The sequence below is a fragment of the Bacteroides sp. genome, assembly GCF_030151085.1.
Classification (GTDB): domain Bacteria; phylum Bacteroidota; class Bacteroidia; order Bacteroidales; family Bacteroidaceae; genus Bacteroides.
The window spans coordinates 23,625-47,757 of record NZ_JASLER010000058.1 but is presented as its reverse complement, the minus strand read 5'-3'; the positions used below and the strand labels follow the sequence as shown (position 1 = coordinate 47,757).

The following is a 24,133-nucleotide window of genomic DNA, read 5'->3' as shown; positions in this document are numbered from 1 at the left end:
CTTCTTTCAAAGAAGTTGCTAATATTCAGATAGTGTGTTTGTATAGAGCGTGCCACCCTTCCAAAGGTAAGGAATCCCGATTTGTCCACTTCATCATACCATCTTGCAAGTCTTGTCAAAGCAATATCTTTAAACTTACACAGATGATAGATTAAGCCTAACCGCATAGCCAGATAATATCCTTTCTTTATATCGGGATATTCTTTGAAGAGAATCTCTGCCCGTAGTCTTTGAGACTGAGTCCATAGCGATTCTTTCTTGTAAAGCAGATAAATACTTCTTGCCAGCAACTGTTTCCTTGTATCTCCATTGGCGAAAACGGGTGCATGATACATCTTTCCGCAGGCCTTTGCATGAGCAATCTGTGTGGACTCTTCGTCTAAAGCCTGCCAGCGAGCTTTCACGCGCATTTCCTGAACCGCTTCATAAGCTAATTTCTGTACGTGAAAGCGATCAGTAACACGTTTGGCCGCAGGAAAGCAGATTCGGGCAATCTGCTCCATATTAGGAGCCATATCCAAAGTTATCTCACGTATCTGGTAACGGCGACGGCGGGATAATTTAAGCAAGACAGAGGTGACGGTACAAACATCCGTACCTTTAATGATAGCGATAATACTACCTTTACCACCGTGAGCTTCTTTATTGATCAGTATAGTATAGAGTTCTCCACGGGAGAGAGCCACCTCATCAATGCAGATATAAGCACCGATATTCTTTTCGAACAGGAGCCAGTCTTCTGCGTGAGCAAGCTGCTCCCAGTGAAGGTAGCCACTCAAATGGTTGCGGTATTGACGCTCTAATAATTCGCCGTCAACTCCATATAAAACACCCAATAGCTTGCAGTTAATAGGATAATTATCAATATAATTCTTTTAAAAAAGACGCAAAATCTTGCGTCAAACGAGTGCCCTCAGCTATCATACGCCAGTTGCGACAAATATACTCATTACTCTTCTTCAAGATCCAGCGACGACGGCGAATGTTCAGGAAAACCTTCTTACCACGAAGGGGGAAATCCTGAACAACAACAGGATCATAGAAGCCTTTGCTCTCTGTTTCCTCACCGACATACTTCTCCGGGACGAGGTTCTTTTCTTCAAGGTAAATGACAACTTCACTCATGCTTTCCTGCACATCAACAAGATCAAAGTAATCCAAAGTACCTTCAGGAAGAAGAAGGCGATAACCATTTAACTCCATAATCAATTAATTTGCAGGCAAAGATAAAAAATTATAATTTTATCCCCTCAGGTTTTTACATTGATCCCCTTTGCTCAACTCATGAATTTATAAACAACAAGATGAAACATCTCATTAAAACCGAAAGGTTAATCATACGGCTCGCTGAACAGAAAGATGCAGAAGGCATTTTTTCTTACCGTTCTGACTTTGCGGAAAATAAGTATCAGGGATGGTTTCCTGATTCAGTTGAAGAAGTCCATGATTATATTAGCAATATGCCGGAGACAATGGATATTGCCAATATATGTTTTCAGTTTACCATTATTCTTGTAGGTGAAAACAGGTTAATTGGCGATATGGGAATCAGCTTTACCAATCACAACAATATGCAGGCTGAACTTGGATGTACGCTACATAAAGATTATCAGAAAAAAGGTTATGCTACAGAAGCATTGAAAGCAATGGTTGATTATCTTTTTGGAACGCTCGGTAAACATCGGATTGTAGCCTCTATTGATCCGAGAAATACAGCTTCTATCCAGTTAATAGAACGATTGGGGTTCAGAAAGGAAGCCCACTTTAAAGAAAGCTATTATTTGCGTGGGGATTGGGTAGATGATATAATTTATGCGAAGCTTAAAACAGAGTGGGGTAATGATGATGAATATAGTAAAGAAGAGATTATAATAGACCCCAAGATTATTGCCTTGCAATTTAATGAATGTATCAGTAGGGCTGACATTAACGGATTATCCGGTTTAATGACCGAAAATCATATTTTTATCGATATGGCAAATAATCGAATTGTAGGGAAATCTGATAATATAGTTAAGGCATGGGAGCCGTTTTTTAGACTTTATCCGGGATATCGAAATATTTTCGAGAGCGTAACAGTAAATGGTTCTATGGTTATTATGCAGGGATATTCCATTTGTTCAGATCTGGTTCTAAATAATGTTCATGCTATTTGGGTTGCAGAAATAAAGGAAAATAAGGTTAATCTATGGTATATCCATCCGGACACGAAAGAGAATAGAAATAAGTTTGGTATATAAACATGAAACAATAAATATTGGAAAATATAAATGAATATAGGCTACAAGGTTGGTGAGTTGATTTATGACGCAAATATATATGATGGATTAAACACCTTTCTATCTGATTTGCAATTCTACAAAAAATGGCTACCGAAAAATAAGAAGGCTAAAATACTTGAACTGTGTTGTGGTACAGGCAGACTTACAATCCCCATCGCCAAAGATGGATACAGTATTTGCGGAGTAGATTACACCCCTTCAATGCTCGAAAAAGCAAAAGTGAAAGCTGCCGATGCTGGATTAGTGATTGATTTCGTTGAAGCAGATATTAGGATGCTTGACTTGCATGCAAAATTCGACCTAATCTTTATTCCATTTAATTCAATCCACCATTTATACAGAAATGAAGATCTATTCAAGGCGTTAAGATGCGTTAGAAACCATCTCAAGACAGGAGGTTTGTTTCTATTAGATTGTTTTAATCCCAACATTCAATATATTGTCGAGAGCGAAAAAGCTCAGGCAGTAATCGCCGAATATACGACGAACGATGGACGGGATGTGTTGATAAAACAAACAATGCGTTATGAGAGTGCAACCCAAATCAATCGTATAGAATGGCACTATTTTATCAATGGTGAGTTTCATTCAATCCAGAATTTGGACATGAGGATGTTTTTTCCTCAAGAATTGGATTCATATTTGGAACGGGCTGGTTTTAATGTTATTCACAAGTTTGGTGGTTTTGAAGAAGAAGCATTTAACGATAACTCGGAAAAACAGATATACGTTTTAGCCCTTAATGATAATAAGGTATTATACTAAAAGAAACAAAACCAAAGATGAAAATGGACTTTAAAATCAGAATATCGCAACAATCTGATAGTGCTGAACTAAGAGATTTGTATAAGAACACCGTGCTTGTAGTAAACAGGAGTAATTATTCACAGGATGAAGTTGAAGATTGGGCATCATGCGGAGATGATCTTTCCAATATAGAGGAAATGATAAAGACTCACTATTATCAGGGAAGTACATCCCTCTCTTTTGTCTTCTTTTAAAGAGTTTAGTCAACCTGTATCAGAGAAAAGAGAAAAACGAGTCAACCTGAGGCAGGAATAACAAACAGTGTGGTCAACCGCTAGTAGGGTTAGTAATCTTTAAAGTCAACCCTAAGCAGGAATAAGTAAGAAACAAGTCAACCATTATCAGGGAAGTACATCTTAATTATATAATAACAAATGTTGGCTTATCTGTTGACAACAGTCAGCCTTTCTATTGGCAATTGCTAGCTTATTTGTTGACTATTGTTAGCCTTTAATAAACAAAGATCTCTGTTGTACATAGTATAATGCTTTCACTGAAGGAGCACAAAGCTTTTGCGTAACAAACACGTGGAAAGAAAGCATGAATGAAGGGGTAGAACGATGCCAATGTGCTGTATATTATTATTTTAATGTTACTTTGAAGGAAAGATAACACAAAAATGTGGTGTAGGCAAAATTTGCCTACACCTTTTAAATTTGCTTACACTACCTCTGTAATACCTATGAATAGCAAGTTATGCGGAATGGATGGAGGAGTGTAGGTAAAAATGATGAATTCATATCTATAATGGGGTATTATAATCAACTCAATATAGGTATATCAATCGTTTGGCTCGACTCATTCCAATTGTCAATAGTGAAATTGCCGGATGAGTCCTCAGAGAAAATATCACCTAAGGTTAAAGTGAGGGTCAATTTGGTGTTGGCGGTTAAAGGGCTGTCTAATGTTTGTTTAAACGTTTTTATAGTTCCGTTTTTAAGCATAATAGTTAACTGAAATTCCGGTTTTCCTATGGATGGAAAGAGCATAACGGTGGCATTGCTCATTTGCGTACCATCTACTGATCGTACCAATGGGAAAGATACAGTACGAGGATTGCCTTGAGGACGTCCTGTATAAGCATTCAACTGTTCGGATATGTTAGTGATGCGTACTATCATACTATCGATACTGGAACTGAGAATACCATTATCTTTATTCTTAACGGTTACTTTTAGACCGGCAACCACACGCTGCAGCGATGCTTTTAAATCTTCTGTACCAATTACTGCAGGCTGAATAGCATGTACTAAATCAAATACAGGATAATAAGTAGTATCAGCAGCTATTTTGAATAGTCCAAAAGCTTGTTTAGACAAGTCTACTCCGAGAATATATGATGGCTCTTTCATTGCAGGAAAAGCATAAATTGGATTCTCGTATTTGGGCGTACCCCAATAAACCATGTTGTAGGTTCCGGTTGGTAATGATAACTCTCGATTGGAAGCTTCATCGTAGAATGTACCATCTTTTACCTGATAATAGGCATAAAATGGAGTCAGTTGATTATTGACATAATTACCAAAATAGATAGAAGTTCCCGCATTACAGGGTGATATAGTCAGAATACCCGTTAAAGGGCTTTGTCCACTGGCAGTAACCACATCCATGTAAATTTTAGGAGTAATTAATGTATTATCTTCCGGACATGTAGTCGAATCATCATCTGAACAACCTGCTAAGAACATAGCAAAGATTGAATATATTACTAATTTCTTCATTGTTTGTAAAGTTTTAGGTTATTGATTCCTGATAACACGTTGAAAATTAAAAAGTTCATCTTTATGTGTGTCGATGTATCATTCTATATTGCTGAAACATATTTATTGCACGATGCATGGATAAGCGGAAAGTTTATCAGAAAGCGAACTATTAAAAGTAGAAAACAAACCATTGTCTCACTAATGTAGGCTATTATTGCAACTGAATTATAAATAATAGCAGAGTATGTTTAACAAGGTATTATTAGTAACGCTGGCTCTAACTATTCCTGTTGTAGGTTGTGCCGGTTCAGAAACATCGGATTTAGACAAAGACAATGGCAAAGTGCAGAAAGAAACATTTGCAGCATCGCCAAAGCTAACATCCGGCGATGCAAATCCGTTATCAGATTTCAAATATACAGCAGATCCTACAGCGGTGGTATATGAAGGAAGAGTTTATGTCTATGGCACTAATGACAATCAACAGTTTGAGCGAGTGGGTGAAGATGGAAAAAACACCTATGAGCATATTCGTTCATTAGTTATGTTTTCATCAGACGATATGGTAAACTGGACTTATCATGGAACTATTGAAGTTGGTTCCATTTCACAGTGGACACAAGCTTCTTGGGCACCTTCTATCACTTCACGTAAGGAAGAAGATGGTAAAACACATTTCTATCTGTACTATTCTAATAGTGGAAATGGGGTAGGGGTATTAACTGCTACTTCTCCCGTAGGACCATGGACCGATCCGCTGGGAAAGAATGTTGTAGACCGTTCTACTCAGGGGTTAGGGGACTGTGCCGCTCCTTTTGATCCGGGTGTGGTGATAGATGATCAAGGTATTGGATGGCTCTCTTTCGGAGGAGGGGATAAGAACAAGTCGGGTACGGATTATATGCCGGGTAATGCACGTATTGTTCGTTTGAGTAAAGATATGACTGGTTTGGATAGCGAGATTGTGGAGTTGAATGCTCCTTATCATTTTGAAGCGAATGAACTGGACTTTATCAATGGCACTTGGATTTATACTTATAATACTAATTGGAAAGATCGTACGGAATGGCCTTATACCGATATTCCCAAACCGACTGCATGCAGTATGTGCTATATGACAAGCAAAACGCCGTTGGATAAGAACAGCTGGGTGTTCCGCGATAATTATTTCAAGAATCCGGGTGATTACGGAATGTCTTACAGTAATAATCATACTCATCTTTGCAAGTTCAAAGGAGAATATTATTTGTTTTATCATGCATTATGTTTGCAAGATAGCAGAGATATAAAGGGTGGATTTCGTAGTATCTGTGTTGATAAGGTTCGGGTTGATGAGGAAAGTTTGAAATACTATATGGGAGAAGGAACAACTAAAGGAGTTTCTCAGGTTCAACCATTGAATCCGTTTATAACTCAGCAAGCAGAGACAGTTGCTGCTACTTTGGGAATAGAATTCCAAGCCACGGATATTCCCGGTAATATGGTTGCTTTGGGTTCGAAAGAGGGACAATGTATTATGGTACGTAAGGCTGAGTTTGCTACTGCTCCAACTGGATTTGATGCTCGTGTTAAAGGTAAGGGAAAAATAGAAGTTCGCTTAGATAATCCCGAAGGCACGGTTATCGCTTCAATTGATTTCGACAATAAAGATTGGAAGATTGCTTCGGCAAAAGTTCAGAAAAATGTAAACGGATTACACAATCTTTGCTTTGTCTTCGGGAAAGGAAATTTTGAGTTCGATGAATGGAAGTTTATAAAATAGTTAGTTGCTTTAATTTATGATAGTATGAGAAATCGCATTTTAATTCCTAAAATCTATTGTATATGGATTTTAATCAGCTTGTTTTCGTGTAAGTCGGAGGAGTCGACGGGAAGTCCGATTGAACCGACTTGCTCCATCACTTTAGAAGGCCAAAGCGCCTCTCAAATGGAAGTTGATAATAAAGCTTCCGCTTTGAAAGTGTTTATTTCAGCAAATACAGACTGGAAATTGGAAAGTGACAGTGAATGGTGTCGTGTATCCAATCTTTCGGGAAAATCAACTGCCGGGAACACTCCCAAAGAGGTGACGATAAGTATTGAGAAGAATATCACAGACAGATTGCGTACTGCCCACATCCGTCTTGTAGCCGGAACGGCGGATGCAAAGCTCGATATAAGTCAGACCGGATATATCCCGGTAGATGAATCGAAGTGGGAGACTGCTTCTTCGGCTGTGCATAAGATGAAAATAGGTTGGAATCTTGGTAATTCACTGGATACACATGGAGATTGGATTATCGAATACTCTCCCGGCAAACCAGCAGACTTCGAAGTAGGTTGGGGAAATCCTGTTACCACTCCCGAAATGATACAAAAGTTTAAAGATGCAGGTTTTAATGCTATTCGTGTACCTGTTACCTGGTATCAACATCTGGACAAGGATAATATAATAAACGAAGAATGGATGCAACGAGTAGAAGAAGTGGTGAACTATGTACTGAACACCGGTATGTATTGCGTTCTCAATGTACACCATGACACCGGGGCTGGCGGATGGCTTGCCGCAGACTTGAACACTTATCCTGCCATCAGTGCTCGCTACAAGAAACTTTGGGAACAGATCGCAACCCGCTTCCAAGCTTATGACCAGCGACTGGTATTTGAGTCATACAACGAGATGCTCGACAAGCAAGACCATTGGACTGAGACTAACCCCGACGGATACAAAGCGCAAAATGCACTGTTGCAAGATTTTGTGGATGTTGTGCGTAAGACTGGTGGCAACAATCGCTACCGCAATCTAAGCATTAATACATATAGTGCCGCCCATACAGCATTGACTCTAAATAACTTCACCGTACCTACCGATATAGTGAAAGACCGTCTTATGGCACAAGTACACGTGTACGATCCTTACTTCTTTTCTCTTGATAAGGACAGTCCGATAACTGAATTTACAAGCCGGGATGCACAAGGAATTGCCGATGTCATGTCTCGTTTGAATGACCGTTTCTGTTCGAAAGGCATTCCGGTAATTATCGGTGAGTTTGGTTCGGTGGACAAGAATAATATGCCCGAACGTGCCAAGCATGCTGCGTGTATAGTAAAAGAAGCCGGTCGTTATGGCATTGTCTGTTTTCAATGGATGGGCTTACTTGACCGTAAGACATTGCAGTGGAATGAACCCGAAATACTGGAGGCTATTCTTCAAAGCGTAAAATAATAGCTCTCTAATAGCTTGAAAACAGGGTTACACTATAATGAAAAGTGTAACCCTATTTTTATTATTTTATTTCCCATATTTACTAGGACTCTGTCCGAACTGTTTCTTGAATGCAGTACTGAAATACTTGGAATCACCAAATCCTGTCAGTGTAGCTACTTCCGATATGCTATATCGTTTGTTAGCCAATAAATCTGCCGCATGTTTAAGGCGCACGAAGCGTGAATAATCATTGGGCCCTTGCCCGGTCAATGCTTTAATTTTATTATAGAGTGATGAACGGCTCATTCCTATATCCTGACACAACCCGTTTACCGAATATTCCGAGTTATCAAGATGCTCTTCTATCAGTTTATCAATCCTACTCATGAACTCTTTATCCAATAAATTATCATAAACTATTTCAGTATTATCGGGAGTGCATGATGTAACGGCTATCTGGAGTTTCTTCCGGTTCCGTAATAAATTGCGGATGCGTGCTTTGAGCACAGAAATATCAAAAGGTTTGGTGATGTAATCATCGGCTCCATTATCCAGTCCTTTTACGATACTTTCTTTATCGGACAAAGCAGTTAGTAATATAATAGGTATATGACTGGTTTCTATGGATGATTTTAATTTATGCGCCAGTTTATCTCCATTCATACGTTGCATCATTACATCAGAAACGATTAAGTCGGGAGCCCACTTCTGTAAGTTGGCTTCTACTTCGTCGCCATCCGAGGCTTCTATAATCTGGTATTCTTTGTTGAGGCTGTTTTTAAGGAATGTTCTCATTTCGTTATTATCTTCGATGATTAGAATACGATCTTTCTCTTCGTCCGGGGATAATTCTTCTTCAGTTTCAGTAGCTGTCGGTATATTGGGCATTTCTTTTATTACCTGTTCTTTCGGAGTGCTTTGCGTAAGATAATTCTCCACAACCTGGCTCCGGTGGAAATATTGGTCTCCTTTGTTGAGGGTAATTTTGAATTCTGTTCCAATTCCTTCTTTACTATCGAAGGATATGGTTCCCTGGTGTAATGCTACTAATTTTTGTACTAACAACAACCCTATTCCACTTCCTGTCTCTTTGGAATTGATTGCATTCTTGGCACGGAAGAAACGTTTGAAAAGATATTTCTGCTCGGATTGAGGAATGCCGATGCCACTATCCTTTACGGTTATGAACCATTTCTTATCCTTTTGTCCTACAGTAACTAAAATTGTTCCTTTTTCAGGAGTATATTTCATTGCATTTGATAGCAGGTTATTCAATATCCTATCCATTTTTTCCCGGTCGAACCATACATAGAATGGCTTTTCAATATCAGTATCCAGTTTCAACTGTATATCTTTGTGACAGGCTTCTATTCGGAATTGCGAGACTCTTTCTGTGATATATTCATTCAACTCATGCTTAGACACAACAAGGCGCAAGGCAGATAAATCGGCTTTCTGGAAATCCAATAGCTTAGTAATCATCTGATACAGACGATCTATATTCTTATTGGCTAGTTCCAATGATTGGCGTCCTTGTTCAGTGAATTGTTCATTGGCCTCCAAATCGCTAAGCGGTCCTTTTACAAGGGTGATTGGAGTACGGATGTCGTGTGCTACATTTATGAAGAACTGAATCTTTTCAATGGAGTTGTGCTTGGCTATTCTATTGCGTCCATATTGGATAATGAAATAAATCAATAAGATGGATAACAGAGAGTACACAGCAATAGCCCATACTGATTTCCAGAAGGGAGGGCTTATAATAATCTCGATATTGCGCTTGTCAATAAAGGCGTGTGTATCTTTGTCTTGTGATTTAAGTTTGAAAATATAATGTCCGGGATTCATGTTATTATAGTTAACTATGTTTCCTTCAGTTATATTCCACTCTTTATCAAAGCCTTCCAGTTTGTATACATACTCTACCTGATTGGGGTATTTAAAGTTGATAGAGGAGAAAGCAAAAGCAAATGCATTCTGGTCGTAATCTAAAACGATCTTGTCCGTTTCATTGATGCTTTTTTCCAAAACGGAACCATTTGCCATTGCCTTTGCCGTATTATAGAATAATCTGAAGTCAGTGAATATGGTTTTTGAATAGGCTTGTATATCGGGGCGTTCAAAAGGTTTAAAGCAGACAGCGCCATCCACAGTACCAAAGATTATATATCCGTCCCGGGATTTTGCTCCACCACCTGTATAACCTACTTGATCAATGCTAAGATAATCGTTCATGGTCACTATCTTCTTGGTCTGTAGATCAAGGTAGAATATTTCTGTTTCCGTAGCACACCATAATCTTCCTTCTTCATCATTTTCTATTTTCACCAGATGATTTGTGGGTAGACCTTGCTGGGTAGTGAATGATTCCGCCTTTTCGGTATTGGGGTGGTAGCAAATGAGACCTTCCCCTTCAGTGCCCATCCATATAGAGTTCTTATTTTCTACATAGAAAGAACGGACTGCGTTTCCATTCAGCACTCCATCGAGGGTGGCATGTCGCTTAAATGCACCTGTATGTTTATTCAGCATGCAGAATCCGTAGGAGGTGCCACAAATCAAAATGCTGTCATTGACTGCATCCATGGCTGAAACAGTTTCTATATTGTGGTATTTATAAGTATCAGTGGTGATGTTATACTGGGTGAGTCCGCCTTCTATTCCACCTAGCCACATATCGTCACCATTGGCGTAGGCGCAATAGATGTAATTTGTGTAGAGTCCTCTGTCACTATCCTCCGCTCTTTTTTGGTGGAGGACTATCTTATTACTTTTAGTATCGATACAAAAGGCCCCTTTGCCATAACTGCCTGCCCATATTCTTTTCCGGTTATCTTCTGCCAGGCTGATAATGACTATTCTATCTTTTTCATTGTCCAGATAATGTTTCCATTGTTGAGTGGCAGGTTCGTAAACACTTATACCGTTGTTATGTCCGAACCACCATCTTCCTTGTGAATCTTCAAAAACAGTATTGATACAATTATTGGCTAATGAATTATTATTCCTGAATTCGTGTTTCAACCAAAGGGTGGTTGTAAGCGAATTGTGGTCTATGATATCAATTCCATTCGTAAAAGTACCTGCCCAAATACGGTTGAATTCATCCACCAGAATGGTGTAAACGCCATTGCTGCTTAAATCAGCATGCTCATTGTTTATATCGGCAGTATAGGTTTTGTTTATTTGGTCGGTTTGATAATCTATGCTGTAGATACCGGCACCATCTATACCTACTAATATATTGGAATCTTTTGAAGACTTAATGGAATGAATAGGCTTATTAGGAATCATAGGGCTTAACGAAGAAAAGCTCTTAGTTGCTTTATTATAAATGAATAACCCTTTTGAAAAAGTACCGACATAGAGTTTGTCTTGTAGTAGAAGCAAACTCTCCACCCTACCACATTGCCGGGTAGAAGAATTACTTTCTAAGATAGAAAATTCAAGTTTCTTGTTACACTTAACCAAGAATATTCCTTGTCTGCATCCGATGTAGAATATTTCGGGATTTACCTCGCATACGGTACTGGGTAGACCCTCTTCGTATGCAGAAATGTAATGAAGCTGATTTTGGTTATCTCGTATGTACAAACCGCGGTTCGTACATATCCATAAACGGTTAGAAGAGTCCCAGAAAATGGAGTGTAGCTGAAAACCTTCTGATTGGATTTCTTTAGATATATCTATGTCCAGGATAAACTCATCCAGCATTTTGTCGTACCGGAATATAGCTCCGTGTGTAAGTCCTATCCAGACATTGCCGTGTGGGTCGCGTACCATTTTGTTAGAAGGCATGCAACTCTCCACTTTGTTATCCATAATAAGCTTGTAGTTACGTATTTGGCTGCCGTCAAAGCGGTCAATACCTCTGGGAGTCACAATCCATACGAAACCCATGGTGTCCTTTTCTAACTGAAAAACACGATAACTGCTAAGTCCATTTTTCATGTCCAGATGCCTCAATGATGTGGCGGACAGGTTCATGGAGAACAGAAAAGATAAAAATAGAGAAATAGTAAATAGTTGTATTCTCATAGTTCTTAGATTGAATAGTGTGTTTGGTGTTTCAAAAGTATAATAATCAGATTATTTAGCCCAATAAAAAGTGCCTTTTTTTAGATTCGGAGGAAAGAAAAACAGTTATTCCCGCTTCTTTTAATAATCCGCAAACCTTTTTAGTAGATAGCAAACCTTTTTTGTTGGACATAAAACTTCTCTTAGGGTAGCTTCCCCTATTTTTGCTACCATGATTATTGCATTTAAAATATATGTTATGAAGAAGATCCCTGCTTTGATTCTCGTTCTCTTTTGTTTGAACACATACGCACAAAATCAGGTCGACCTGACCAAACCATTGCCATACATCTTAGATATGGTACACGACAATCCCGGAGAAGAGGCTACTATCAGTAAATATACCGACCCTGCCTATCTTCAGGAGTGTGGGTTTACAGGGATGGTACCTCAATGGTATATACAATGTGGTATTACTTACGATTCTTTTGAAGAGAATATCATCCCTAAGGACTCAAAAGAACGGGAATGGATTGTAGAAAAGCAGGAATTCGTTCATCGCAGAATGAAAGATGCCATAAAAGCGGGAATACCTGTTTATCCTTTTACGGATGTATTTGTCATTCCTACATTATTAATGGATAAATACCGATTAGAGATTATAGGTGACAATGGAAAACCAGATATCCATAAACCGCTGACACAAGAGTTAATCCGTGTACAACTTCGTGAGATATTCCAAACCTTTCCTGAATTGGAAGGTATTGTAGTGCGCTTTGGAGAAACTTATCTACAGAATACCCCCTACCATTCGGGCAATAACCCCAATAAGGAAAGTATAAAAGGACCGGATGGCATCGTTACAGATACTTTAGGTATACAGGGACATATCAAATTATTGAATATCCTTCGCGAAGAAGTTTGTGTTAAGATGAATAAGAAAGTCTTTTATCGTACTTGGGATTTTGGCTGGCTGCATACAAACAGGGAACGTTACCTGAAGATAACCGATGCGGTTGAACCTCATTCTAACCTAATATTCTCTATCAAATATACCAATGGCGACTTTCATAGAATGACTCCGTTCAATCAAACGTTAGGCTACGGCAAGCACCCTTATATTGTGGAATTTCAAGGACAACCCGAATATGTTGGAAAGGGAGCTTTTCCTGTTTATATGTTTGGTGGAATGTTGCGTGGATACGAAGAAAATCCGGCATCTTCTCCAAAAGGTATGGAAGATTTGAACCGCGATCCTCGTTTTGTTGGCATTTGGACTTGGTCCAGAGGCGGCGGATGGCGCGGACCTTATATAAAGAATGAATTATTCTGTGATATCAATACACATGCAGCTGCACTTTGGGCAATGAACCGTTCGCTTTCGGAGCATGAAGTGTTAGATAAAACCTTAAGTATGCTTGGAGTAGAGAAGAATTCGGTGAAATATTTCGAACGAATATTAAAGCTCGCCGAGAAGGGAGTATTGCGTGGACATTATACGAAATTGCCTGATACCGGATTCAATGTTTGGTGGACTCGTGATCAGTTTATATCCGATGCCGGTTCACTGAATGAGATGATGGAGCGTACCGTCAGATGCACCCATGGATTGAGCAAAGATAAAGTACTTGGTGAAAAGAAAGAGGGTATTGCTATGTGGAAAGAGATCGAAAAACTTTCTGGAAAAGTCCGTATGAAGTATCCTGCCGATGAGGAATATGTAAGAGTTGGAGCCACTTATGGACGAATTCTCCATGAAATCTATTCTGAGCTTTTCCATATTTACGTTTATCTTAAGGAATATGAATTGAAAGATGAACTTTCTATCGATTTCGCTACCGAACTGGAGAACCTCCAATATAGTGTTTCACGCTATGATGAACTTTGGAAGGAATTCCGAGAGTTGGAAGCGAGATATCCTGCTACGTGCGCTTCGCTTTATGAACCTAATGGTTTCGGTCAGAGTGGTATTAGGGTATCAGGTAATAAACAATATGGTGCATCATCTTCAGTAGAAAAGGCCAAGGCATTGATTGCTTCATCAAAATTCTAAGAGGAGGCGATTTCATAAAGTTTGTTGTTGTTTATAATAGGTTTGCTTATTGATATCTGGCATTTTACCCACCTTCTTTTAGTTATTAATGAACCTCAATTTATAGGCAAATGCATTAATTTGCTTTCGATATGAAAACCGTTAATAAAGTCAATAGCCTATGTAAAATGCACTAAAAGTTACCTTAAAAGAAAAGTCGCTTTCTATTCTATGGAAAGCAGGAGGATATGAGAAACAATCTCCTTCACAAGAATTAGTTAACCAATTAATTATTAATCTGAAAACAAGAGATGTATGAATAAGAAGTACTTATTGCTATTATCTTTCTTATTTGGAATACCGGGACTTACCTATTATCAGACAGCCTCGGCAGGAATCACCGATATGGAAACCATACAGCAAAAGGAGGGTATGGTGAAAGGTGTGATTAAAGATGGCAATGGAGAACCGCTGATTGGCGCCGCCGTGCGACTGAAAGACTCTTCAACCGGTACCATTACCAATTTTGATGGACATTTTGAACTGAAAGCCCCTGTTGGTGGTGTTTTGGTTATATCTTATGTAGGTTTTGCGAATAAAGAAGTTACCGTAACTTCGCTGAGCAAACCTTTGAATATCATCATGAGCGAAGATACCGAACTACTGGACGAAGTAGTCGTTGTAGGTTATGGTGTGCAGAAGAAAGCCAGTGTGGTAGGTGCTATTTCTACTGTTAGCTCCAAGGATCTCGTGAAAGCTTCTTCACCGACGTTGAGCAATGCCTTGACCGGTCGTCTGCCGGGTTTGGTAACTGTACAGACATCAGCTATTCCGGGTTTGGACGAAACGAAAATAATGATTCGTGGTAAAGGAACCTGGGTGGACTCTAATCCTCTTTATATAGTGGATGGCGTGGAACGTGCCAGCTTTACGGATATTGACCCTAATGAAATAGAAACTATCTCTATTTTGAAAGATGCCTCGGCAACAGCTGTATATGGTGTGCGCGGTGCGAATGGTGTAATCTTGGTTACTACGAAACGTGGTGATATAAGCAAGCCGCAAGTCAGCTTTTCAGCTACGATTACAGGTTCTAGCCCTACCCGCTTGCCGAAGTTTATCAATTCTTATGAAACGGCAAAACTGAAGAACGAAGCATTGATTAATGACGGTGCCGCTCCCGAGTTTGACCAAAGTGACTTGGATCACTTTCTGAATCACGATTCTCCCTATACCCATCCCGATATCGACTGGTATGATGAAATGCTGAACGACTTGACTTTTAATCAGCAGTATAACGTCAATGTGCAGGGCGGTACTCAGAATGTGAAATACTTTACTTCTGTAGGCTATCTGGAGCAAGGTGGTATATTTAAAACAGCAGGCGACCGTAAGGACACTAACTTTGGTTCCTCACGTTTGAACTTCCGTTCGAATGTGGATGTAAGCGTTACTTCCGATTTGACCCTTTCCGTGAATTTAGCTGCACGTATCCAGACTCGTAAAGGTCCCGGTGCTCCTCCTGATGATTTGCAGGGACAAATGAATAATGCATTCAGCTTGATTACTTCTTATTTGCCTTACGAAACTCCTTTGTTTTATGCAGACGGCATGCCGGCTTATGGCAATCGCGGAGGTAACCCATGGGTGAATTTGAACCGTACTGGTCATATGAAATATCAGGATAAATATCTGGAAAGTTTGTTGGCTTTGAACTATAAACTCGACAAAGTTCTGAAAGGTTTGTCTGCCAAAGTACAAGTATCCTATGATAGTAACTACGGCTTGAAAAAGCAATGGACTGAAAGTTGCAGTATGAAGCGACTTAAACCTGGTGCAACAGGTGATAAACCGGAAGACTATGTAGTGAAGAACACCGATGAACCCCTGACTTATGATAATCAATATAGTTCGACTAGCAGCAATCATAAGCTTTACTTTGACGCTTCATTATTCTATCAGCATACTTTTGCAGAGAAACATAATGCATCTGCATTGCTTTTGTACAATCAAAGTGATTATGATCCCGGTTACGGTATTCCGTACCGATATCAGGGTCTGGTAGGACGTGTTACTTACAACTATGACAGTCGTTATTTTGCTGAATTCAATATGGGTTATAATGGCTCCGAGAATTTTGCAAAGGGTAAACGCTTCGGTTTCTTCCCTTCCTTCTCTTTGGGTTGGATGATATCAGAAGAAAGATTTGTCAAAGAAAAGGCTCCCTGGATTGAAATGTTGAAACTGCGTGTATCCTACGGTGAGGTAGGTAATGACAAGATTGGTGGACAACGCTTCTTGTATAACTCCGATTACGTAAAAGGTCCCGATTACTGGAAGCAGAGCTATCCTAATCTTGGCGTTAATTCCAATATGGTTTGGCCTAGTGTAAGTGAGGGTAGCTTGCCTAATTTGGACGTAACTTGGGAGAAAGCGAAGAAGACTAACATCGGTATTGACTTCTCTATGATGAAAGGTTTGATATCATTGAATGCCGATATCTTCTACGAAAAGCGTAACGGTATCTTAATGAACCGCCGTAAAATATCTGCATTGTTGGGTATTAATCCTCCGGCTGGCAATGTGGGTGAAACAGAGAATAAAGGCTTTGAAATAGAAGTAGGGCATAGGAACCAGCTGAATAAAAACTTTGACTATTGGGTAAAGGGTAATTTTGCATTAGCAAAGAACAAGATATTGAATTATGACGAACCTTCCAAAGTATTGTCATGGCAAAAGATAGCAGGTAGATCTATCGATCAGTTTACCGGTTTGCTGGTAGATGGTTTCTTCCAAACGGAACAGGAAATTACAGATGCCAATTTGATTTATGATTTCGGTACACCAAAGCCCGGTGATTACAGATATGTAGATATTAATAAAGACGGCCGCATCAATCAATACGACCAAGTAGCGGTAGGACATACACAAACACCCGAAATAACTTATGGATTTTCTTATGGCTTCTCTTACAAAGGATTTGACTTCAGTATGTTGTGGCAAGGAGTAGAACGTGTTAGCATTACCTTAGCTGGTTCACTAATGCGTGAATTTATGGCAGGTGGTCGTGTACAAGAACATCATTTCGACCGTTGGGCTTACTATACCGACCCGTTGAGTGGTGAACAGATAGATACGCGTGCCACTGCCAAATATCCTCGACTGACGGCAAGCGGCGCTAGTCCCAGTTGGCAGCAGAGTTCTGCATCCGTACTGGATGGTAGCTATCTGAAATTGAGAAATGTAGAATTCGGCTATACAGTACCGAAGTCATGGATATCCAAACTGCATATTTCTAACTTGCGACTCTTCCTCAGTGCCAATAACCTGTTGACGATAAGTGGCGTTAAAGTAGTTGACCCCGAAGGGCCCGGTTACGGAAGCAACCGCGAGCAAGGATATAACTATCCGCAGCTGACTTCTTATAATTTAGGTGTGAATGTAATCTTTTAAAATGGCAAGCTATGAAGAATATATATTATAGTATCCTGCTGGCAGGTGCATTACTTTTCATCGGAACTTCCTGTTCTGATTACCTGGACATCGCTCCGAGTTCACAAATGCCGGAGGAAGAAGTGTTTAGAGATCCACAAAAGTTCAAGAACTTCCAATCTCATTTATACTCCTACCTGAATGGATGTAATTTTGGAGAAAATCAGAATGAGTCGCAATGGGCAAGTTGGATGTATGGCGGCTTGGGACGTTTTCAGAGCGGTTCGTTCGATGCTATGACTGACTTGGGCAAAGCTACTCGCGACCTTGCTTCTACCAATAAATGGACGAAGGGCGACTGGGGACTTAGTTCGGGAACAAAGCAAGAAGTGGAATTGCCCTATACTGAGGGGTATCGTGCTATTCGTCGTTGCAATCTGATTATTGAGAATATTTCGACAGTAGAGAATCTTACTGATGATGAAAGAAACAACTACTTGGGTGAGACTATTTTCTTAAGAGGTTTCTTCTATTTTGAAATGCTGAAACGCTACGGAGGTATTCCTTATATAGACCATGTATTGTCTATCAACGATAATCTGGATATTCCACGCGATTCCTATGAGACATGTGTAGAGAAGCTCTGCAAGGATTTTGATGATGCAGCCGCACTATTGCCTTTGAAGCGTACAGATGCCGATTGGGGACGTATCACAAAAGGCGCTGCGCTGGCTTATAAAGCCCGTACGCTACTTTATGCTGCCAGTCCGCTGAATAATGATAATTGGTCGACGGACAAAACGAAATGGGTTGCTGCTGCCAAAGCTGCCAAAGCAGTTATGGATTTGAATACTTATGAACTGAATAGTATGGATGAATGGGAAAATATGTACTTTGGTAACACCAATAAAGAAGTTATTTTCCAACGTCTGGAAGACTCCAAGAAGTTTGAAGATGGTACTCGTTATGGATGGACACCTCCTTATTATTGGAATGGTGCGCCGGGTATCGGGACAAAAGAAGCTCGTGCCACTACTACTGCACCTACTCAGAACTTAGTCGATATGTTCGAGATGGAAGATGGTTCTGTACCTATCAAACTGGGCAAGGATTATGACGGCTTGAATCCTAAAATTAATCCTGAATCCGGTTACTCAGATGCACGTATGTACGAAAACCGTGACCCACGCTTTTACAAAACAGTGGTTTATAACGGTATGTTGCGTTGGTTCAATTTGAGCCAGACACCTAAACCCATGCAGTTGTGGGGCAACTACCTTGATGGTGACAAAGCTTACGGTGAAAATATCAATACTACAGGCGGTGACTTTAATACTGGTTACCTGAATCGTAAGATGTGGCCTCCTCAGTTCTATGCCGGAAGCCAGGAGACAGTTTTCATGCCATGGATATTCTTCCGTTTCACAGAAATCTATATGATTTATGCCGAAGCAATGAATGAAGCTTTCGGACCGGATGTGAACAGCGCTGCTGATGGTCTGAATATGACGGCACGCGAAGCATTGAATATTATTCGTAACCGTGGTTATAAAGTCAACCGTGATGTAAAAGTGGCTGCAGGCGATAAAGTAGGCATGCGTGAGCGTATCATGAATGAAAACGCTATAGAGTTCTTCCTTGAAGAGCACCGCTTCTGGGACGTATTACGTTGGAAGCAAGGTGTAGAACTTTTCAATACAAATGTTTATTGCGCCGTGGTTGAAGCTGACAAAGATGGTAATACCGTGAAAATCAATCGTCGTGTACTGGAGAAACATGTATTCAGAGATTACATGCACCTCTATCCAATCCCAGTCTCTGAAGTAGAGAAGAGCGACAACCTTGTTCAAAACCCGGGGTGGGAAGTTTCAGAATAACGAAGGTATAACAGGTTAAAATTAATAGCTATGAATATCAAATATAGAAGAAAATATATAGCAGGGCTTTTACTGTGCCTGGTGTCTGGAGGAGGATATGCACAAAACTTGAATTCAGCTTATACTCCCGGCGATACAATAGCCGCGCTGGACGAGGTGGTAAATGTAGCCTTTCAGAAAAAGAATATACGGGATGTGAATGGAGCCATTTCTACAGTCAAGGGGAGTCAATTTTCTCTTGTCCCCGTTATCTCTGCCGATAATGCCATTGCAGGTCATCTGAGTGGTGTTATTCCAATGGCTCAGCCGGATGCTCCGGGGCGTGAATATGTAGATATGTACATTCGTGGTCTGCATACTTCATCGGGCAATAAGCTGCCTTTGATTTTGGTTGACAATGTAGAACGGGATTTCTCTCAGTTGAATTTGAATGAGATAGAGAGTGTCACGGTGCTGAAAGATGCCGCAGCTACAGTAATTTATGGTGGCCGTGCAGCCAATGGCGTACTTTTGATTACTACTAAGCGTGGTAAGAATATGGGCAAGCAGGAACTGCAACTCCACATGCAAGGCGCTATGGTGCAACCCACTCGTCTGCCTAGTTACTTAAATTCTTATGATTACGCCCGTCTTTACGACCAGGCATATATGATGGATGGAAATGCCAATCCTTTCTATGGTCCCGATAAAGTGGAAGGCTATCGTAAAGTTGTGGCTGGTGAGGAAGATGCCAATCCGTATCTATATCCCAATAATGACTACTATGATTTGGGATTGCGTGACTTCTCCTGGCAGCAGAACTATGATTTATCCATGCGGGGTGGTAATGATTTTGCTCAGTATTTTGTATTGGTAGGATATTTGCAACAAGATGGTCTTTATAAATACAAAGATGAGGCTAATAAATATAATACCAATAGCCGGTATCGTCGTTTCAATGTCCGTTCCAATATAGATATGCGCATTAATAGTGTGATTACTGCCAGCTTGGACATGGCAGGACGATTGGAATATCGCCATCAGCCCGGGCAAGATGCAGGGAATATCCTTGGACAGATGGCTGCTACTCCGGCTAATGCTTATCCTATTTTTAATGAAAATGGGTCAATGGGCGGAACTGCCAAATATACAAACAACATTTATGGTATGATAACACGTACAGGCTATAAAGATGAACAACGCCGTTTGTTCAACGCTACAGCCAGTGTTAACTTTGATATGAACCAGTGGGTCAAAGGATTGAAATTCGGTATGCGCGGAGGATTTGACTTTACCAATATCTATCACTCGGACCGTACCGTTCCCGGTTATCGTGTCTATGAACTGCAGGAAAATGGTAACTATAACTCTTATGGTGAGGACAAGACAATTCTGGAAAGTAATGGTGTGGATAAAGATGCCCGTACCTATCTATTTCAGTTGACAGCCAGCTATGACCGTACATTTGCCGATAAGCATAACGTAAGTGCTTTTGCTCATTTCATGATAGATTCTCAAACTTTACCCGGTAATGTGCCCGACTATAAGAATGTACTTTCCGGTGCCAACCTTTCATACAACTATATGCATAAGTATTATATTGATCTTACTGCTGGTCATAGCGGTACGGAAATATATGCACGTGGTAGCCGTTTTCGCTTTTATCCGGCGGTAGCAGTAGGATGGGCGTTGAGTGAAGAGAATTTCCTAAAGGATAATTCGGTTGTAAACTATCTGAAGATTAGAGCTTCATACGGTAAGACGGGATTGGATCGCGTAGGTGACCGTTTCCTTTATCGTGATGTATGGGGTGATGATACGGGTTATGCCTTCGGACCAACAGTAACCGGACAGAATGGACAATCAGAGAAATCATCTGCTAATCCTAATCTGCATGGAGAAACTGCCTATAAGATGAATATCGGTATAGATGGCTCATTCTTCAATAATCGTCTTTATTTGACTGCTGATTACTTTACTGAAAAGCGTGAAGACATCTTCCTGCAACGAGGACGTGATATTCCCGGCATCTTCGGTGTGAATCTTCCTTATGAGAACTTGGGACGTGTAGATAGCAAAGGCGTTGAAGTGGGTGCAACTTTTACAGACAAAATAGGTAAGGACTTTAGTTATGTAATCGGTGCAAACTTTATGTACACTACTAATAAAGTGAAGGAAATGTACGAAGAAGAAAAGGATTGGTATCGTTATGCAAAAGGTCATCCGTTGAACCAACAGTTCGGTTTGATTTGTGATGGGTTTGTAACCAAAGAAGATTTGACCAATCCTGACTTCCCGGAACATACTTTCGGAACTTTGCATGAAGGTGACTTGAAATATAAGGACTTGAATAATGATGGTATAGTGGATGGTAATGATAAAACCTACATTGGCAAATCAGATATTCCTGAAATGGTATCGAATGTAACTTTGGGATTTTCGTGGAAGAATTTTGAAGTGAGCTTGCTTTTCCAGGGTATGTTCAATAAGGATGTACGTATGCCGTCCGATCTTTATATTCCTTTCAATAAGGGTACTGGCAATGCTACTAAATATGCTTTTGATTGCTGGACTCCTGAAACTGCTGCTACGGCCAAATACCCACGTCTGTCCACCGGAGCCAATAGTGTAGGTTCACAGAATAACAACGGTCAGGACTCTGACTTCTGGATTATGAGTGGTGACTTTGTACGTCTGAAGAATGCTATGATTGCTTATAATTTGCCAAAGAGCTGGTTGAAGTCTGTAGGTATAGACCAAGCTAAGGTATATCTGAGCGGATATAATCTGCTTACATTGGATGGCGTAAAAGATTTCGATCCCGAAATCCCATTCTGGACCGCTTTCTGGAAATACCCCAATAACCGTACTTACAGCTTTGGTGTGAATGTAACTTTCTAATATCAATAGCTAAAAGATGAATTATATGAAAAAGATAAGATATACATGGATATTACTGGTGGCTTTACTGACCACCACTTCGTGCAACGATTTCCTTGATCCGGAAGCTGACGGCACCTTGACTGAGAAGGATATATTCACGAACTATAACCGTTCGCACGGCTTCATCAATAATATCTACAACTATATTCCGGGAGGTTTCTATAGTGTAAGCGATGCTATGCTGGCTTGTGGTGTGGATGAGGCAAAGAATGTGAACAATAGCTCGGGGATCATGAAACTGACTGACGGTTCAATGACTGCAAAGGATTTTCCTGAAAGTGGTAGATGGACGCATTTCTATACGGGAATCCGCAAGACGAATGTCTTTTTGGAGAATGTGGATGATGCCGTCTTTGTGAATTCACAGATCGCTGCTGAAGATCCCGGAGCTAATGATCGCTATCGTATACAATATAAAGGAGAAGCCTATTTCCTTCAAGGTTTGTTCTATTTTGAATTGGTGAAACGTTTTGGTGGAGTACCTTTATTGCCGGAGCATCGTCTTGATATTACGGATGATATGACTTCTATTTCTCGTGCTTCTTATGATGATTGCATCAAGCACATAGTTGAACTCTGTGACCGTGCAGCAGGCTTATTGCCCAATGCATATAATACGGCAGCTAACGATCGGTTCCTGGGCCGTGCCAATAAAGCTTCAGCTTATGCGTTAAAATCCCGTGCATTACTTTATGTAGCTAGCAAATTGAATAATCCTTCCGGTGATGTGGAACGTTGGAAATCGGCTGCTGCCGCTGCAAAGTCTGTACTGGATATGCCGGAATATGGATTAATGCAAAGCTCCGACCCGAAGTTTGAAGATATGTTGGGCATCTGGAAAGAGAAGTACAATAAAGAAGTGCTGTTTGCTACCTCGGCTAATGTTGACAATAATGTGGAACGTCGTGAATTTCCTTTTGGCTTAAGTTACATCCAGGCACAAGGCGGACAAGGAAATACCAATCCTACCCATAATTTTGTGAAGGAGTTTGAAACAGCAGATGGTCATGCCGTAAATTGGGCAGCCACTGGTGGTGCATCGGGTGCTAAAGAAATGTATCAGGGACTCGATCCCCGTTTCTACTACTTCATAGCCTACAATGGTTGTCAGGTACACAAGAAGAAGAATGACTACTTCTTGGCTACCGGTGTACGCCAGGAGTCAGGACTGGAAAAAGATCCCAGCTCTACAAAAACCGGATATTACTTGCGTAAGTTTGTGGATACAAATGCCAATATTAAAGATAATCAGGATTCTCCTACTAAGTTTTGGATTATCTTTCGTTATGCCGAAATACTGTTGAATTATGCCGAAGCTATGAATGAGGCTTATGGACCGACAGAAAAACCATCCGGTTATACGATGAGTGCGCTCGATGCACTGAATGCAGTACGCAACCGTGTAGGTATGCCCAATTATGAAGCTACTCATACAGCAGACCAGACTGCATTACGCGAAGGCATTCGCCATGAACGTATGATAGAGCTATGTTTTGAAGAACACCGTTTCTACGATGTACGTCGTTGGGATATTGGTGAACAGGTACTCAATAAACCTGTATCCGGCATTCGTATTGAAGGGGATTCAAAACAAGTAACTTCCTGGAAGGAATTTGAGATTGAAAACCGCTCTTTCAGTAAGAAGATGAATTTGTACCCTATTCCTTATGCTGAGATTCTGCGTACCACTATGGCGCAAAATTCAGGTTGGGAGTAATTGTTGGAGTGATGAACAGAAAGCACAAGAGTTTGTAAAGGATCGAATAAGTTGTCAATATAAATTCTTGTGCACATATAATACGAGTTTTAAGATAAGTCAGTGCTGTTTTCTCCGGCACCGGGAAGGATGTCGCTCCCCGGTGTCGGAGGCACTC

General features: G+C 40.3%; 13 protein-coding genes and 1 pseudogene. 10 read left to right on the top strand and 4 right to left on the bottom strand.

All coding sequences use genetic code 11. The features are described from left to right. Both Q1W14_RS12230 and Q1W14_RS12225 read right to left on the bottom strand, forming a co-directional pair. A partial coding sequence (locus Q1W14_RS12230) for a transposase (protein WP_300701805.1) occupies positions 1-836 on the bottom strand: 836 nt, incomplete at its 3' end. Between the two features lie 25 nt (positions 837-861). Beyond that, a complete protein-coding gene (locus Q1W14_RS12225) occupies positions 862-1,203 on the bottom strand; it encodes a hypothetical protein (protein ID WP_300701804.1) in 342 nt (113 codons plus the stop codon). 101 nt (positions 1,204-1,304) lie between these two features. Here Q1W14_RS12225 and Q1W14_RS12220 point away from each other — a divergent pair, with 101 nt between their 5' ends. The 3 genes and pseudogenes from Q1W14_RS12220 to Q1W14_RS12210 all read left to right on the top strand — a co-directional run. After that, complete coding sequence (locus tag Q1W14_RS12220) at positions 1,305-2,240, top strand: GNAT family protein (RefSeq protein ID WP_300701803.1); 936 nt, start codon at positions 1,305-1,307, stop codon at positions 2,238-2,240. A gap of 30 nt (positions 2,241-2,270) precedes the next feature. Beyond that, positions 2,271-3,047, top strand: coding sequence for a class I SAM-dependent methyltransferase (locus tag Q1W14_RS12215; protein WP_300701802.1), 777 nt, complete (start codon positions 2,271-2,273; stop codon positions 3,045-3,047). Positions 3,048-3,064: 17 nt separating this feature from the next. Continuing rightward, a pseudogene (locus Q1W14_RS12210) lies at positions 3,065-3,247 on the top strand (GNAT family N-acetyltransferase); the annotation flags it as partial. Between the two features lie 603 nt (positions 3,248-3,850). Here the strand turns inward: Q1W14_RS12210 and Q1W14_RS12205 are convergent. Continuing rightward, positions 3,851-4,810: a FimB/Mfa2 family fimbrial subunit gene (locus tag Q1W14_RS12205; RefSeq protein WP_300701800.1), complete on the bottom strand. Its 960-nt coding sequence runs from the start codon at positions 4,808-4,810 to the stop codon at positions 3,851-3,853. 226 nt (positions 4,811-5,036) lie between these two features. Here Q1W14_RS12205 and Q1W14_RS12200 point away from each other — a divergent pair, with 226 nt between their 5' ends. After that, complete coding sequence (locus Q1W14_RS12200) at positions 5,037-6,554, top strand: glycoside hydrolase family 43 protein (RefSeq protein ID WP_300701799.1); 1,518 nt, start codon at positions 5,037-5,039, stop codon at positions 6,552-6,554. Positions 6,555-6,578: 24 nt separating this feature from the next. Beyond that, the gene (locus Q1W14_RS12195) at positions 6,579-7,997 is read left to right on the top strand and encodes a cellulase family glycosylhydrolase (RefSeq protein ID WP_300701798.1); all 1,419 of its coding nucleotides are present in this window, start codon (positions 6,579-6,581) and stop codon (positions 7,995-7,997) included. Between the two features lie 66 nt (positions 7,998-8,063). On the opposite strand, the gene Q1W14_RS12190 is transcribed toward Q1W14_RS12195, so the two are convergent. Beyond that, a complete protein-coding gene (locus Q1W14_RS12190) occupies positions 8,064-12,017 on the bottom strand; it encodes an ATP-binding protein (RefSeq protein ID WP_300701797.1) in 3,954 nt (1,317 codons plus the stop codon). A gap of 238 nt (positions 12,018-12,255) precedes the next feature. Here Q1W14_RS12190 and Q1W14_RS12185 point away from each other — a divergent pair, with 238 nt between their 5' ends. The 5 genes from Q1W14_RS12185 (at position 12,256) to Q1W14_RS12165 (ending at position 23,976) form a co-directional block, all read left to right on the top strand. Beyond that, a complete protein-coding gene (locus Q1W14_RS12185) occupies positions 12,256-14,049 on the top strand; it encodes a hypothetical protein (protein WP_300701796.1) in 1,794 nt (597 codons plus the stop codon). Positions 14,050-14,343: 294 nt separating this feature from the next. Next, entirely contained in the window at positions 14,344-17,481 is a 3,138-nt protein-coding gene (locus Q1W14_RS12180; protein WP_300701795.1) for a TonB-dependent receptor, read from the top strand. An 11-nt stretch (positions 17,482-17,492) separates the two neighbouring features. Then, entirely contained in the window at positions 17,493-19,337 is a 1,845-nt protein-coding gene (locus Q1W14_RS12175; RefSeq protein WP_300701794.1) for a RagB/SusD family nutrient uptake outer membrane protein, read from the top strand. 30 nt (positions 19,338-19,367) lie between these two features. Further along, on the top strand, positions 19,368-22,217 hold the full coding sequence (locus Q1W14_RS12170) for a TonB-dependent receptor (RefSeq protein WP_300701793.1): 2,850 nt from the start codon (positions 19,368-19,370) through the stop codon (positions 22,215-22,217). Between the two features lie 25 nt (positions 22,218-22,242). Continuing rightward, complete coding sequence (locus Q1W14_RS12165; RefSeq protein WP_300701792.1) at positions 22,243-23,976, top strand: RagB/SusD family nutrient uptake outer membrane protein; 1,734 nt, start codon at positions 22,243-22,245, stop codon at positions 23,974-23,976. The last annotated feature ends 157 nt before the right edge of the window (positions 23,977-24,133 follow it).

What these genes read in the sequence shown, in the direction of transcription:
- Q1W14_RS12220 (WP_300701803.1), top strand. Translation starts at nt 1,305, where the DNA reads ATGAAACATCTCATTAAAACCGAAAGGTTAATCATACGGCTCGCTGAA.
- Q1W14_RS12205 (WP_300701800.1), bottom strand. Translation starts at nt 4,810, where the DNA reads ATGAAGAAATTAGTAATATATTCAATCTTTGCTATGTTCTTAGCAGGT.
- Q1W14_RS12170 (WP_300701793.1), top strand. Translation starts at nt 19,368, where the DNA reads ATGAATATCAAATATAGAAGAAAATATATAGCAGGGCTTTTACTGTGC.
- Q1W14_RS12195 (WP_300701798.1), top strand. Translation starts at nt 6,579, where the DNA reads ATGAGAAATCGCATTTTAATTCCTAAAATCTATTGTATATGGATTTTA.
- Q1W14_RS12215 (WP_300701802.1), top strand. Translation starts at nt 2,271, where the DNA reads ATGAATATAGGCTACAAGGTTGGTGAGTTGATTTATGACGCAAATATA.
- Q1W14_RS12190 (WP_300701797.1), bottom strand. Translation starts at nt 12,017, where the DNA reads ATGAGAATACAACTATTTACTATTTCTCTATTTTTATCTTTTCTGTTC.
- Q1W14_RS12225 (WP_300701804.1), bottom strand. Translation starts at nt 1,203, where the DNA reads ATGGAGTTAAATGGTTATCGCCTTCTTCTTCCTGAAGGTACTTTGGAT.
- Q1W14_RS12180 (WP_300701795.1), top strand. Translation starts at nt 14,344, where the DNA reads ATGAATAAGAAGTACTTATTGCTATTATCTTTCTTATTTGGAATACCG.
- Q1W14_RS12175 (WP_300701794.1), top strand. Translation starts at nt 17,493, where the DNA reads ATGAAGAATATATATTATAGTATCCTGCTGGCAGGTGCATTACTTTTC.
- Q1W14_RS12165 (WP_300701792.1), top strand. Translation starts at nt 22,243, where the DNA reads ATGAAAAAGATAAGATATACATGGATATTACTGGTGGCTTTACTGACC.
- Q1W14_RS12185 (WP_300701796.1), top strand. Translation starts at nt 12,256, where the DNA reads ATGAAGAAGATCCCTGCTTTGATTCTCGTTCTCTTTTGTTTGAACACA.
- Q1W14_RS12200 (WP_300701799.1), top strand. Translation starts at nt 5,037, where the DNA reads ATGTTTAACAAGGTATTATTAGTAACGCTGGCTCTAACTATTCCTGTT.